Raw genomic sequence first — 13,376 nt, 5'->3', positions numbered from 1 at the left:
CCAGCTTGTCTCTTCTCCCAAAAACCTTATTTCCTTATTTTCAGGATCACGCCGGATTCTGTTCTTCCGCAGCTTTCATTTCTTCCTCCCACTTGGGATCCGTCCCGAGGGAAATTCCCGCTGCCAGCAGCTTCTCCCGGTGAAACAGTTCCTTTTTCTTCTGTAGCCTTCCCAGTACCCGTCCGTCTTCTGCTTCGCCCTGCTCTTCGAACGCAAACAGCGGCTGGATCTGGACCTCCCCCTGCACACCAAGCATTTCCGAGATTTCCAGCACCCGGCGGCTGCCATCCCGCAGACGCCCCAGATGCACAAGAATGTCAATGCCTGACGCAATCTGCCTGCGGATCGCCTCCATGGGAATATCCATTCCCATCAGTACCATCGTCTCCAGTCGGCTCAGCATATCTCTTGTGCTGTTGGCATGTCCCGTACTTAAGGAACCGTCATGGCCGGTATTCATACTCTGCAAAAGATCGATCGCTTCTTCTCCCCGCACTTCCCCGATGATGATCCGGTTGGGCCGCATCCGCAGGGCTGCCCGCACCAGCGTCCGGATGGTGATCTCGTTTTCTCCCTCCAGATTCTTTCCTCTGGCTTCCAGCCGCACCAGATTGGGCAGTCCCCGGATCTGCAGCTCCGCATTATCCTCGATCACCACCACTCGCTCCTGGACGGGAATATACCCGGACAGCACATTCAGGAACGTTGTCTTGCCGCTTCCTGTCCCTCCGCTGACGAACAAATTGTACCCTGCTTTCACCAGGCAGATGAGGAAATCTGCCGCCTCTCCTGTAATGGATTTCCAGGCAAGCAGATCCTGCATGCGGATGGGATTCTGTGGGAATCGCCGGATCGTGATCACCGGCCCGTCCACAGAAGCAGGCGGAATGATCATATGTACTCGGGAACCGTCTTCCAGTCTGGCATCGGTCATCGGCTGTCTCGTATTGACGATCCGATTACATCGTCCGGCAATACGCTGTACAAGATTCTCCACCACCTCTGTCGATGAGAATTCTTTCTCCCATTTGCGGATCCTGCCGTCCTCTTCCACAAAGACAACAGTTCCATTTACCATAATTTCGGTAATCTTCTCATCGTCCAGAAGTTCCTGCAAAATATCCAGCCGTCGGATAGAGTTGAACACCGTTCGAGCCACATCTGCCTTCTCCCGCAGCGGCACATAAGCAAGCCTGCCTTCCCCGGCGGCCAGATGATTGATCACGCCCGCGGTTTCTTCATCAGCAGCATCATCTGCCATACGAAGTTCCCCGATGGCCCGCTCCCGCAGCCGCTCTACCTGCTCCGCATTCACAGCTTCTCACCTTCCTTCGATCGTCTTTTCGTCAGACACCCCCTGCTGATGTTGCCCTGTCTCCCAGCAGCCGCTCTACATACCGGTAAAGTGCCGTATCCTCACAGTCCTCCTGCAGGATGCGCTGCAGATCCTCCGGGGGGCGGTGTCACCTGAAATAGCCGGTGCTCCCCTGTCTGAAAACCGAGGCTTTCGCATACCCACAGAAACTGTTCCAGCTTGGCCGCGGATACCGGGTCGTCCTTCACCGGTACGTAAATCCTGTCGCACTGATCCAGAATGGAGAACAGGCCTTCCAGGCAGTCCCCCAGATCCAGGATGACCCAGTCATAGCCATCTTCCTCCCGGATGCTTTCCAGCAGCCGCTCCCAGTGTTCCCATTCCATCACTTTGAGATCCGTATGGGAGGTGCCCGGCGGAATATAGTCCATCCGCCCCAGAGGCTGTACCAGCTCCCGCAGCTTTCCAAATACCCCGGGACGCCCCTGCAGAAGATGAAGCAACAATTCCGAGAAATCCCGATCCGGCACGCCAAAAAGGCCCCGAAATCCAGAGTATTCCTCAAAATTCAGATACAGCACACGGCTGTCTGCGGCCAGCACCTGCCCCAGCATCAGGGCAAACGATGTCCGCCCGCATCTTCTCACCGGGGAATACACGCCCAGAAACTGTGCCCGCTGCATTCTGACCTGGGACGTCCGCTCCGGTTCCACTACTGTTCCATAGCAATCCAGCACTTCCCGCAAGATCCCCTCAGAAGACTGATACTTATACGTGGAGGGGAGATTCTCCCCCTTCGGCTGACTGCCGTCCGACAACAGCATGATCTTCTTCACCTTCAGCTGCTTCAGTTTCTCCGACAACAGATCCGGCGAAATGAGCAACAGGTCGATGGGGTGCTCTCTGGCATAGGCTTCCAGCGGTTCTGTCGAAGAAAACGCCTGCACCTCAAAAGGCAGTCCTCCCTTCGCACTGAAATATTCTGTCAGCTGTCCCGCGTACACTGCTTCTTTGTCACATACCGCACAGATGCCTCGTCCCCGCGTACTCATTTCTTCTGCCATTGATCATACCCCTTTCCATGTTCTCTGCCGATTCCCTGCAGATTTGCATCTACGCAGACAAAACACCTTGCCATTCTCCGTTCGGCCAAAATTTTCGGCAAGTAAATGTTTCCTATATTTCTGAAAATTTGCAGGAACCTGCAAAGATGGCAGCTTGTCCGCCGCCCAGAACGGATCCGTTCTGTGAGAGTTTTTATACAGCGCTTGCTGTATGATTGCATTATAGCAGCGCCCCAGACAGTCGTCTATGGCGCAAATCACCAAACCGTACTTCCCCCGTTTTATCGGTTTTTCACAATGTTTTAATCGCCAGAACCGCGTACAAAAGCCCAATCCCCGGCAAACCAAGGACTCCGACCACCAGCATATTGAACAAATTGATCCCAGCATGAAGCCCGATCCCCAAAGCCGTAAACAGCAGATCCAGACAATAGATGCCTGCCGTTCCCGCCGCCGCCCGCAGCGCCACTGCCGCCAGTCTTCTCATATACCGACCGCCCAGGCCGATGAGCAGCACCAGGGCACACATGCCCACGATCCATCCGGCAGTTTCCTGATTCAGCATCCCCTGTATTCCTTCCATTCTCATTGCGCACCAGCCTCATTGCGTCTGTCTTCTGCTAAATAATATGGACGTCCGGCAAAAATTATGCGAAGCGGGTATAATATTTTCTCTTCTGCTTATACTGAAAGGACAGGAAATATTATCCAGCCCCGACAGAAAGGCGGTACCGTATATGAAGTATATGACTGTGCGCGAATATGAAAAAAATCTGATCCTGGAGGATCTGGCCCGCACAAAACAGGCGCTTGACAATGCCTATGATCACTTTGAAAATGTGGTTGACCCGGATCTCATTGACTGCTACATTTATGAAGTGAACGCTGTTCAACAAAAATATAAATATCTTTTGAAAATGGCAAAGCAGCTGCAGATCACTCCAAAAATCCCAGAATTTTAAAGCCCAGACGGATCCTTCCTTCCCCGGCCACCGTCTGGAATTCCTCTTCCGTCAGCACGCCCCTTAGCAGCGTTTTATTTTCTTCCGAAATGGAAAAGCCACTTTCCCCGTTAAAACACAGCCCCGGGTAGATCATGCACCACCAGTTATGCCCCTCTGCCCGGCCAATGCTGATGCGCAGCGCCTCGTAGGTTCCTGCCGGAAACGTGCAGTCTCCGTAGGTTTTCTCCGGGAAATCATCCTGTACAAGCCGCGCCTGCACCGGGTCGCTGCAGTCTCTCTGCGCCAATGTTTCTTCGGCAACCTGCCGGATATTTTTCAGATGATTTTCGATGAAATTCGCCGTTTGAACAACATTCATATTTTCTGGCAGAACATCGTTCAAATAATCCAGCACCGTATCCCGGACAGCCAGCTTATTGGCCTGATCCCAGGCGCTGTCACTGTCCGCCAGCACATGAAACCGGATCACCTGGGCGGCAATTCCCTGCTGAATTTTGGCAGCCCGGATATCCCACCAGGCGCCGATCCCCGCGCATAGAACGCCTGCTGCCAGTGCCAGGGGCACCACATACTTCCTTATTTTTTCAAGCAACATAAGAACACCTCCTGCTTTTTATCAGGAGGTTGCCACATTTTCATCTATTCTATTCCCAAAAAAGAGGCCAACTCCCGTCAGCCCCTTTTTTCATCATATTCTTTCTATAAATAATATTTCTATTCCTGTTTTTCCTTAATGCTGTTGATAATGCTCATTTCCTGGTTATTGATGTGATCCACAATGGCCCGGCAGGCGGTCGCCTGATCCCGCCGCTCCAGCGCCTCCACGATCTCGTCATGCTCATCGGCCAGAATGCCGTGGCAGTTGTAATCCTTCAGATATTCCACCCGGTATCGATACATCTGCTCCCGCAGATTGTTCAGGATCTGGATGAGACGCTTGTTGCCGGTAGCATCATAAATAATCTCGTGGAATTCCACATCGTTTTCCGCAATGGCCGTCAGATTGTCGTTATACATCGTATCCCGGAACTTTTTTGATGACTGCCGCAGCAGTTCGATCTCTTCATCTGTCATCTTCTCGCAGGCGATCTTCACCGCAAGTTCCTCCAGTGCACGGCGCACCTCCAGCACATCCCGCATATTCTTCTCGGTGATCTCTGCCACCTCTGCGCCCCTCCTGGGGATCATGGTAACCAGGCCTTCCAGCTCCAGTTTCCGGATCGCCTCCCGCACCGGCGTCCGGCTGACGCCCAGCCGATTGGCCAGCTGCACCTCCATGAGCCGCTCGCCCGGCTTTAACTCTCCCTTGAGGATCGCTCTTCGCAGTGTGTGAAAAACCACATCACGCAGAGGGAGATACTCGTCCATCATATCCTTCATGCTGTCTTCCATCATACCCGCTGCCTCCTGTTATTGTATATTTCGGTAAGGTATACCTGTTTGGCAAGGTTTGTCCGGCGCAGCTGATAAAACGCATTTCTCGCCGTCGTCTTGTTTTCAAACAGGCCAAATACCGTAGGGCCGCTGCCGCTCATCATGGCATTGAGCGCCCCCCGCTTTTTCATAAAGTTCTTGATCTCCTCGATGACCGGATATTCCCTGGCCGTCACCAGCTCCAGCACATTGCCCATGGCTTGGGCCGTCGCTTTCAGATCCCCCGCCCGGATGCCCGCAATGGCCGCATCAATGTCGGGATGCTGCTCCGGCCGCAGATCGTTGGCGTGGAGATTCTCATAGACAAATTTTGTAGAAACGCTGATGCCCGGTTTGGCCACCAGCACAAAGCAGGCCGGCATGGGCGGCAGCGGCGTCAGGATTTCTCCGATGCCCTCAGCCAGCGCTGTTCCCCGCATGATGCAGTAGGGCACATCCGCGCCGATCTTCACGCCCCGCCGCATCAGTTCGTCCTGGGAAAGCCCCAGTGAAAACATTTTATTCATGCCATAGAGCACACTGGCCGCATCAGAGCTGCCGCCGGCCATCCCGGCAGCCACCGGAATATATTTGTTCAGATCAATGGAAACGCCGTCCTCGATGGAAAATTCATCCATCAGAAGCTTTGCCGCCTTATACACCAGATTATTTTCATTGTCCGGCAGATAGAAAAGATTGGTCTTCACCCGAATACCCGGCGTTTTCTCCCGGTTCAGGCATATCTGATCGTAGATGCCCACGGTCTGCATGATCATCTTTACATCATGGTACCCATCCTCCCGGCGTCTCAAAACATCCAGTCCTATGTTGATTTTGGCAAGTGCTTTCAGCCTGATCGTATCCATTGTCCTTTGTATTCCCCCTGTATTTTGTATACATTTTATTATACCGCAAATACCGTAAAAAAATCAACTAATTCTGGTCAGTTATATTTCTCCTGTTTTCACCGATTTTACCACCAGGATTTTCTGCCCGGGGCGGATGTGATCGCCGGAAATCCCGTTCATGCGACAGATGTTTTCCACCGTGGTATAATATTTTTTCGCAATCTCCCACAGCGCTTCCGGTTTTCCCACAATACAGCCCACAATGCCCGGCAGTTCCTGTAATTCTTTGTAATCCAACGGCGCTTCCTGGATTTCCCGGATATTTTCGCAGAGCAGCGGTGCATGCACCAGCAAATGAAAATCAATGGTAGCCCGCACTTCCGCTTCCTCTGAATCCACCATAGAGGCGGAGATCTGTTCCAGCGCCCCGTCCAGCGTATACGTGCAGTTTTCATCCAGTTCCGGCACCTCCAGCAGGTGGGTAAAGGGCACCTCGCCCCGGGCCCGGCACACCGGCGTCCGGTCACTGGCGGTGATATAAATGATCTCTACCAGCACAACGCCCTCAGCCTCCAGACCGCCTGCAACCCGTCTCGTCTCTTCCACCACCACGCGGCCGGTGCAGCTTAAAATCTGCAGCACGGACAGATCCTCCATGCGCACCTTCAGCCGGTCATGGTAGGTGGCTCTGGCAAAATTTTTCATGCGCAGCGTATCCAGCTTCACCTGTTCCCGGGTCAACAGCAGCTTCCGGGACAGGCTGTAGGCATCCTCCAACAGAGGCACGGTCTCTTCCTCATAAATCCGCAGATCCAGCTCCAGCACAGCCTCTGCCTGGAGCGCCCGTTCCTCGCCGTCCCGATCTGGCTTCGCCTCCACGTTTTTCTGCAAAATGCTGACGCGGATATCGCCCACCATATCCGGACTGCAGCCGCTGACGTCCACCATGCCTGAAAACGGGATCCGGCTGGACACCCACTGGATCTGATCCTCATTTTCCCCCTCATACAGGACAAACAGCTGAATTTCTCCTTTCAGGGACACCTGATCGTCCAGCAGCCGGGTTTCCACGCCCTGTAACTGGGCATCCTTCCAGAGCAGCTGGGCAATGTTGGCCTGATTCCCGGCCAGCAGCACCTCCTCCTTCACCCGGAAAGTGTCTTTCTTGTTCACCATCAGCTTCAGCACCCGGATATCCCGGTTTTTCTGCTGCACATCCACATTCTGCTCCAGCCCCCGGGCCAGCTCCTCGTCATAAATCTCCTCCGCCGCTGCGGTAAACGTCACAATGGAACGGATGCCCAGCTTCCGGGAATTGATGGCAGACACGCGCAGATCCTCCATCTCCCAGTCGATTTTCAGATTGTCCCCGGGTTCGATGCCTTCCATATGAATGACTTCGTCAAAGGGCAGCCGGGTGTCCACCGCCTGGATGCCCGCCCCGGCACCGGCGGACGCATACAGCACCTCCACCTCCAGATAGCCTTTCAGGCTGATCCGGTCTTTGTCCGGCTTCACTTCCTCCACCCGCACCTCGCCCCGGTCCAGCACTAGCTTTTCCACATCTGGCCGGGCGTCCGGCACATTGCAGTCGCTGTCCAGCGTCACCTGGCTGATGACCTGGGATTTTCTCCTGCTCATATGTACGTTTTTTCTCAAAATTTCCAAACCGCTCTCCCCCTTACTGAAAGACTACATTTTTGTCCCGCGCTTCCATTTTCAGCACGATACACGGGTACGTATCGCCGCCGCCCCGGGCATCCCCGCTGTCCGGCCCCAGAAGGGTCGTGTGCACGTAGATGGCATTCTCCGTCTCCCGGCACGCGCACACCTGCACACTGTAGCCCCCGCCGGACCGGGCCCCATAGCCCACCGCCGCATAAAGCCACCCTTCATCCTCATAGGTCAGCCGAAAACCTTCCCGGCATTTTTCTTCCATCTGGCGCTTCAATTCCTCCGGCGCATCCTCCTGCGTCATCACCGTGAATTCCACTGGATCGCCCTCCGGCTCCTCCCGGGCCGCGCACCCTGCCAGAAGCAGTCCCGCAAACAGCAACAGCAGCAATTTTTTCAATGGCTTTTCTTCCTTTTTTCCTTCTCCTTCTATCTTATTTTCTCTCCTGCAAAATTATGACGCGCGTTGCTTTTTACGTATGAGTGACTTATAATGATACCAGGGTGAAAAGGCCGCATCCACAGGAGCTTGCTCATCAGTGGATGCAAGGACTCGGAACCCGCCCCCTATATGAGCATAAAAGTGGGATGTGAATCCCACGATATGCGAATAGGGGCGATGATTGTGGGAGTGCGCAGCACGAAGCAATCATCAGGTATCATTATTGATTGTATTTGTTCTCAGCAGGAGTGATTTTATGAAAACCACCACTTACCAATATACGGATGACGGCCGCCGCTATTCCGGCGTTCTCGTCCACCCCACCTGTTTCCCGTCTCCCTACGGCATCGGCGATCTTGGACAGGGGGCTTACGATTTCATCAATTTTCTGGAGGCCGCCGGGCAGACGCTCTGGCAGGTGCTTCCCCTTGGCCCCACCGGTTTCGGCGATTCGCCGTATCAGAGCTTTTCCGCCTTTGCCGGGCAGCCGCTGCTCATCAGCCCGGAGAAGCTGCTGGAAGTCGGCCTTCTGACCCAGGAGGACATTGACAGCGTGCCCCGGCCGGACTTTGACGATACCTGCGTGGATTATGGCGCAGTCATCAACTATAAGGACGTGCTGTTCCACAAGGCCTACCGTCGGTTCCGGGCATCCGTTGATCCGAAGATGAGCACGGATTTTTCCGATTTTTATGAGAAAAATAAATTCTGGCTGGACGATTACAGCTTTTACATGGCATGCAAAAATTACCATCAGGGGCATTGCTTCACCGAATGGCCCGAAGAGCTGATCCATCCCACACCGGAGGTACGCGCCCTTTGGAATGACAAGCTTGCCGACATCATCCGCTACCGGATTTTCCTGCAGTGGGTGTTCCACACCCAGTGGGACGCGCTGCACAGATACGCCAACGAGCGGCACATCCGCATCATCGGGGATATTCCCATCTTCACCGCCTTTGACAGCGCGGACGTGTGGGCGCATCCCGAATATTTTCTGCTGGACTCCAAGGGCTTTCCCACGGAGGTGGCCGGGGTGCCGCCGGATTATTTCAGCGAGGACGGCCAGCTCTGGGGCAACCCGCTGTACAACTGGGACGTGCACAAAAAGGACGGCTACGCTTGGTGGATCGCCCGCATCCGCCATCAACTGGAGCTGACGGATCTGGTTCGCATCGACCATTTCCGGGGTTTCTGTGCCTGCTGGTCGGTACCCGCAGGAGAAACCACAGCCAAGAACGGCAGCTGGATGAAGGGACCCGGCGCCGATCTGTTTGAAGCTTTCACGGAAGCCTTCGGAGAACAGCTTCCCATCATCGCCGAAGATCTGGGCTCTATCACCGAGGACGTTACCGCGCTTCGCGACCGGTTCGGCCTGCCCGGCATGAAGATCCTCCAGTTCGCCTTCGACGGCGATTACGAGAGCAGCTTCCTGCCTCACCAGTTCAAGACCACCAACTACATCTGCTATACAGGCACCCACGACAACGACACAACGGTGGGCTGGTATGACCACACCACCGAAGCCAACCGGGACAAGGTGCGGCGCTACATGAACACCAACGCCAGCAGCATCAGCTGGGATTTCATCCGCATCTGCCTGGGCACCATCGCCCGCTACGCGATTTTCACCGTGCAGGACATGCTCAAGCTGCCCAGCGAAGCACGGATGAACACCCCGGGAACCCCGGCAGGCAACTGGTGCTGGCGGTTCCGAAGCGGCGAGCTTGACGCCGGCATGGCCGAGGGCCTCCGGCAGATGACAAAACTTTTCGGCAGACAGGAGACTGATTTATGATTCGTACAATTCTTATCGCACTGACACTGTTCCTTTACCTGGTGCTTCTGCTCCCGGTACTGGGCATCGAATGGATCTATCACAAGATCAACCCGGAAAAGGCAGATTATCAGCAGCTGCGCATGGTACAGGCGGCTTTCCGCCTCATGTTAAAAATGACCGGTGCCCGCATCCAGGTCATCAGAGAAGAAAATGTGCCCAAAGACCGGGCGGTTCTGTATGTGGGAAATCACAAGAGTTATTTTGACATTCTGCTCACTTATTCCCGGGTGCCGCGGCTCACCGGTTATGTGGCAAAAAAAGAGATGGAAAGCTTTCCGATTCTTTCCATCTGGATGAAACGACTCCACTGCCTGTTCCTTGACCGCAAGGACATCAAGCAGGGCTTAAAAACGATCCTGACAGGCATTGACCTGATCAAAAACGGCATTTCCGTGTGTATTTTCCCGGAGGGGACACGGAACAAATCCAACGACCGGCTTCTTCCCTTCAAGGAAGGCAGCCTGAAGATGGCCGAGAAGACCGGCTGCCCGATCATTCCCTTCGCCATCACCAATTCTTCGAAGCTGTTCGAAGATCACATGCCCTTTGTCCGTCCCTGTGACATCATCATCGAGTACGGCAAACCCATCTATCCGGCAGAACTTCCGAAGGAAGAAAAGAAATTCCTCGGTGCTTACTGCCGCAAACAGATTGAGGACATGTTAATTGCCCATGAGGCGTAACGCCTCCACTACTTTTTCAAAATGCATAAAATGGGACGCCTTCACCAGCACGGTATCTCCGGGCTGCACAATGGTTCCCAGATGCTCCAGAAGATCCTCGATGGCCGGGAAGTATACCACTTCCTGGCTTTCTTTTGCCACGGATCTGGCGCCAGCCGCCATATGTTTCGAAAGCGCACCTACGCACACAATTTTCTGAATGCCGTTTTCTGCGGCATGAACACCCACACCATAATGCAGCTTCGCCTCGTCGGCGCCCAGCTCCCCCATATCGCCCAACAGCGCCACCGTGTGGCCCAGCGCACATTTCAGCACGTCCAGAGATGCGCCCATGGATACCGGGTTGGCGTTGTAGCAGTCGTCGATGACGGTGTAGGTTCCCATATGCACGATGTGATTCCGGCCGCCGGTGGGCTGTAGGGCTTCAATGCCCGCTTTGATCTCTTCCAGCGTCAGGCCCAGGGTCAGGCCCACAGCCGTTCCCGCCAGAGCATTGTAGACCATATGCATGCCCGGGATGGGGATATGCACTCGGATGCTTCCCGCCTTCGTGCAGATATCACAATCGATGCCGTCCAGACCACGGTTCTCCACCTGTTCCGCATGGATGTCATTTTCCGCGCCCATGCCAAAGAAACAGGGCCGCAGCTCTCCCCGGCTTTCCAGCGTCCGCAGCTTATCGTCGTCCCCGTTTAAACAGGCCACGCAGCCCGGCGCCGCATAATCAAACACCTCGGATTTTGCTTTCAGCACGCCATCCCGGGAATGGAGATGATCCAGATGGCAGAGACCGATGTTGGTCATCACACAGATGTCGGGCCGGGTGATCCGGCTGAGCCGGTGCATCTCGCCAAAATCGCTGATGCCCATTTCCAGCACCGCCACCTGATCGTCCTCCCGGATGCGGAACACGGTCAGCGGCACGCCCAGCTCGTTGTTAAAGTTGCCCTCGGTCTTGCATACCCGGAACTTCTGTTCCAGCACCGAGGCGATCATTTCTTTCGTACTGGTCTTTCCCACGCTTCCCACGATACCCACCACCGGGATCGTCAGCGTTTTCCGGTAAAATTCCGCGATATCCTTCAGCGCCTGATAGCAGGAAGCCACCTGGATGTAAGGGCCTTTTGCCTCCGCCGGAGCGTCCTCCACCAGCACCGCTGCCGCGCCTTTTTCAAACACCTGCGCCACGAACGCGTGACCGTCCACCCGCTCGCCTTTTAAGGCCGCAAACAGAAATCCCGGCTCTACTTTTCGGCTGTCACTGGTAATGCCGGTGACTTCCACTTCCACTGTCGCTGGATCGCCGTGATACCTGCCGCCGCAGGCTGCCGCTATGTTGGCAAGGGTCATCTGCTTCATGCTTTTTTACCCCCGTTCTCATATTTTTCCAGAGATACCTGGATCAGCTTCTCGCACAGATCATTGAAATCCATGCCCAGAACGGCTGCCTCCTGGGGAAGCAGGCTGGTGGGTGTCATGCCCGGCAGGGTGTTGGCCTCCAGACAGTAAATGTTTTCCTGTTCATCGGTCAGAAAATCAATCCGGGCGTAGGACTGCATGCCCAGCGCCACATAGACCTGCTCTGCATAAGCCTGCATCTGTGCCGTCAGGCTGTCAGAAAGCTTCGCCGGGCACGTCTCGATGGTGCTTCCCGCCTGATATTTGTTTTTATAATCATAAAAGCCCTGAATGGGTGCGATCTCGATGATGGGCAGGGCCTTGCCGTCGATGACGCCGATGGAAAACTCCCGTCCCTTGATGAACTGCTCCACCACCACCTCATCCTCAAAAGAAAAAGCAGTTTCCAGCGCTTTCGTATATTCTGCCGCGTCATTTGCCACAGACACGCCCACACTGGAACCGCCGCAGCACGGCTTCACGATACACGGGTAGCCCACTTTGCCCTCGCTGTCCGCCACCGGCTCTCCCTTGTGCACGGTAAGGCCCTTGGCCACCGGGATGCCGCTCATCTGTAAGAATTTTCTCGTGAGACCTTTATCCATGGACAGGGCGCTGCTGATGTAACCGCAGCCGGTGTAACGAATGCCCATCAGGTCAAAGGTTGCCTGGATCCGGCCATCCTCGCCGTTGCTGCCATGAAGCCCCAGGAAAACGATATCCGCCATCCGGCACACATCCAGCACATGAGCGCCGAACACGTTGGCAGACTGATCCTTTCTCATGGCTTTGATCTTGGAAATATCCGGGTCTTTCTCTGTAATGCCGCCAATGTTAGCCGACCAGTCCCTGTTCCATTCGAAAATATCAGAAAGGTCGCCGGTCTCCTGCTCCAGACCCATAAACAGATCCAGAAGCACCACCTGGTGGCCCTTTGCCTGTAATGCACGGTAAATCTGGGTGCCGGAAATCAGAGAGACGTCACGCTCCGTGCTGATTCCTCCTGCCAGTACAACAATTTTCATCTTCCTATTCCTCCTGCTTTTTCTCGTCTTACGCTTCGCTGTCCTGATGCATGATCACCTTCAGGTGCTCAATGAGCATGTGAATGGCGATCAGGTTCTCCCCGCCCCGGGGAATGATAATATCCGCATATTTCTTGGATGGCTCCACAAATTTTTCATGCATGGGCTTCACCGTGTTGATATACTGATTTACCACAGATTCTGCGCTTCTGCCGCGCTCCTTCATATCCCGGATCAGACGGCGGGCAATCCGCTCATCCGCATCCGTGTCCACAAAAATCTTGATATCCATGAGCTTGCGCAGCTCCTCATTTTCCAGAATGAGGATGCCTTCCACGATGATCACCGGCTTGGGCTAGATGCGCACCGTTTTCTTCGACCGGTTGTGGTCGGCAAAATCATACACCGGGCAATCCACCGGAATGCCCTGCTTCAGTTTCTTAATATCGGCTATCATCCGCTCCGTCTCAAACGAATCCGGGTGATCGTAATTCAGTTTGCACCGCTCCTCGAACGGCATATCATCATGCGCCAGATAGTAGCTGTCATGCCCCACCAGGCTGATATCATCTTTAAAGTACTCTTTCAGGCGGTTGACAATCGTGGTCTTTCCCGAAGCTGTCCCTCCCGCGATTCCAATTACCCATACCTTCCCCATGGTAAACTCCTCTCTGTGCAAGGGTTCAAAGTTGTTTCTATTATATACCCA

The 13,376-nt window shown here is 54.5% G+C and carries 13 protein-coding genes and 1 pseudogene; 3 read left to right on the top strand and 11 right to left on the bottom strand.

The features are described 5' to 3' along the window. Nucleotides 1–46: 46 nt before the first annotated feature. From RJD28_01850 to RJD28_01840, 3 genes are all read right to left on the bottom strand, one after another. On the bottom strand, nt 47–1,315 hold the full coding sequence (locus RJD28_01850) for a CpaF family protein (protein ID WNV58326.1): 1,269 nt from the start codon (nt 1,313–1,315) through the stop codon (nt 47–49). A 101-nt stretch (nt 1,316–1,416) separates the two neighbouring features. Continuing rightward, a complete protein-coding gene (locus RJD28_01845; GenBank protein ID WNV58325.1) occupies nt 1,417–2,379 on the bottom strand; it encodes a hypothetical protein in 963 nt (320 codons plus the stop codon). A 292-nt stretch (nt 2,380–2,671) separates the two neighbouring features. Beyond that, a complete protein-coding gene (locus RJD28_01840; protein ID WNV58324.1) occupies nt 2,672–2,968 on the bottom strand; it encodes a pro-sigmaK processing inhibitor BofA family protein in 297 nt (98 codons plus the stop codon). Nucleotides 2,969–3,116: 148 nt separating this feature from the next. On the opposite strand from RJD28_01840, the gene RJD28_01835 reads away from it, so the two are divergent. After that, nucleotides 3,117–3,341 carry a YaaL family protein gene (locus RJD28_01835; GenBank protein ID WNV58323.1) on the top strand — a complete coding sequence of 75 codons (225 nt, stop codon included), beginning with the start codon at nt 3,117–3,119 and terminating at the stop codon, nt 3,339–3,341. On the opposite strand, the gene RJD28_01830 is transcribed toward RJD28_01835, so the two are convergent. The 5 genes from RJD28_01830 to RJD28_01810 all read right to left on the bottom strand — a co-directional run bounded on the left by RJD28_01830 (nt 3,316) and on the right by RJD28_01810 (nt 7,679). Beyond that, entirely contained in the window at nt 3,316–3,939 is a 624-nt protein-coding gene (locus RJD28_01830; protein ID WNV58322.1) for a stage II sporulation protein R, read from the bottom strand. The two genes, RJD28_01835 and RJD28_01830, sit on opposite strands and share 26 nt — an antisense overlap. Before the next feature lie 119 nt (nt 3,940–4,058). Further along, nucleotides 4,059–4,736 (bottom strand): GntR family transcriptional regulator, encoded by a 678-nt coding sequence (locus RJD28_01825; GenBank protein WNV59536.1) that lies wholly within the window; start codon nt 4,734–4,736, stop codon nt 4,059–4,061. Continuing rightward, on the bottom strand, nt 4,736–5,623 hold the full coding sequence (ispE, locus tag RJD28_01820) for a 4-(cytidine 5'-diphospho)-2-C-methyl-D-erythritol kinase (GenBank protein ID WNV58321.1): 888 nt from the start codon (nt 5,621–5,623) through the stop codon (nt 4,736–4,738). The genes RJD28_01825 and ispE overlap by 1 nt, the downstream gene beginning before the upstream one ends. An 81-nt stretch (nt 5,624–5,704) precedes the next feature. Next, entirely contained in the window at nt 5,705–7,273 is a 1,569-nt protein-coding gene (locus tag RJD28_01815) for a DUF3794 domain-containing protein (protein WNV58320.1), read from the bottom strand. Nucleotides 7,274–7,286: 13 nt separating this feature from the next. After that, nucleotides 7,287–7,679, bottom strand: a complete 393-nt coding sequence (locus RJD28_01810) for a protease complex subunit PrcB family protein (protein WNV58319.1) — start codon at nt 7,677–7,679, stop codon at nt 7,287–7,289. A 298-nt stretch (nt 7,680–7,977) separates the two neighbouring features. On the opposite strand from RJD28_01810, the gene malQ reads away from it, so the two are divergent. Next, entirely contained in the window at nt 7,978–9,519 is a 1,542-nt protein-coding gene (malQ, locus tag RJD28_01805; GenBank protein WNV58318.1) for a 4-alpha-glucanotransferase, read from the top strand. After that, complete coding sequence (locus RJD28_01800) at nt 9,516–10,244, top strand: lysophospholipid acyltransferase family protein (protein WNV58317.1); 729 nt, start codon at nt 9,516–9,518, stop codon at nt 10,242–10,244. Before malQ ends, RJD28_01800 begins: the two co-directional genes overlap by 4 nt. Here RJD28_01800 and murF read toward each other — a convergent pair. From murF to udk, 3 genes and pseudogenes are all read right to left on the bottom strand, one after another. After that, the gene (gene murF, locus RJD28_01795) at nt 10,224–11,603 is read right to left on the bottom strand and encodes a UDP-N-acetylmuramoyl-tripeptide--D-alanyl-D-alanine ligase (protein ID WNV58316.1); all 1,380 of its coding nucleotides are present in this window, start codon (nt 11,601–11,603) and stop codon (nt 10,224–10,226) included. The genes RJD28_01800 and murF overlap by 21 nt on opposite strands. Then, entirely contained in the window at nt 11,600–12,667 is a 1,068-nt protein-coding gene (locus RJD28_01790; protein ID WNV58315.1) for a D-alanine--D-alanine ligase, read from the bottom strand. Before RJD28_01790 ends, murF begins: the two co-directional genes overlap by 4 nt. A 28-nt stretch (nt 12,668–12,695) precedes the next feature. After that, nucleotides 12,696–13,325, bottom strand: a pseudogene (udk, locus tag RJD28_01785) (uridine kinase). Nucleotides 13,326–13,376 lie beyond the last annotated feature (51 nt).

It is taken from the genome of Oscillospiraceae bacterium NTUH-002-81 (assembly GCA_032620915.1).
Classification (GTDB): Bacteria; Bacillota; Clostridia; order Lachnospirales; family Lachnospiraceae; genus JAGTTR01.
Note: the sequence above shows the minus strand (reverse complement) of the source record. Positions and strands in the feature narration are given on the sequence as shown.

What these genes read in the sequence shown, in the direction of transcription:
- RJD28_01845 (WNV58325.1), bottom strand. Translation starts at nt 2,379, where the DNA reads ATGGCAGAAGAAATGAGTACGCGGGGACGAGGCATCTGTGCGGTATGT.
- RJD28_01840 (WNV58324.1), bottom strand. Translation starts at nt 2,968, where the DNA reads ATGAGAATGGAAGGAATACAGGGGATGCTGAATCAGGAAACTGCCGGA.
- RJD28_01835 (WNV58323.1), top strand. Translation starts at nt 3,117, where the DNA reads ATGAAGTATATGACTGTGCGCGAATATGAAAAAAATCTGATCCTGGAG.
- RJD28_01830 (WNV58322.1), bottom strand. Translation starts at nt 3,939, where the DNA reads ATGTTGCTTGAAAAAATAAGGAAGTATGTGGTGCCCCTGGCACTGGCA.
- RJD28_01825 (WNV59536.1), bottom strand. Translation starts at nt 4,736, where the DNA reads ATGGAAGACAGCATGAAGGATATGATGGACGAGTATCTCCCTCTGCGT.
- ispE (WNV58321.1), bottom strand. Translation starts at nt 5,623, where the DNA reads ATGGATACGATCAGGCTGAAAGCACTTGCCAAAATCAACATAGGACTG.
- malQ (WNV58318.1), top strand. Translation starts at nt 7,978, where the DNA reads ATGAAAACCACCACTTACCAATATACGGATGACGGCCGCCGCTATTCC.
- RJD28_01800 (WNV58317.1), top strand. Translation starts at nt 9,516, where the DNA reads ATGATTCGTACAATTCTTATCGCACTGACACTGTTCCTTTACCTGGTG.
- murF (WNV58316.1), bottom strand. Translation starts at nt 11,603, where the DNA reads ATGAAGCAGATGACCCTTGCCAACATAGCGGCAGCCTGCGGCGGCAGG.
- RJD28_01790 (WNV58315.1), bottom strand. Translation starts at nt 12,667, where the DNA reads ATGAAAATTGTTGTACTGGCAGGAGGAATCAGCACGGAGCGTGACGTC.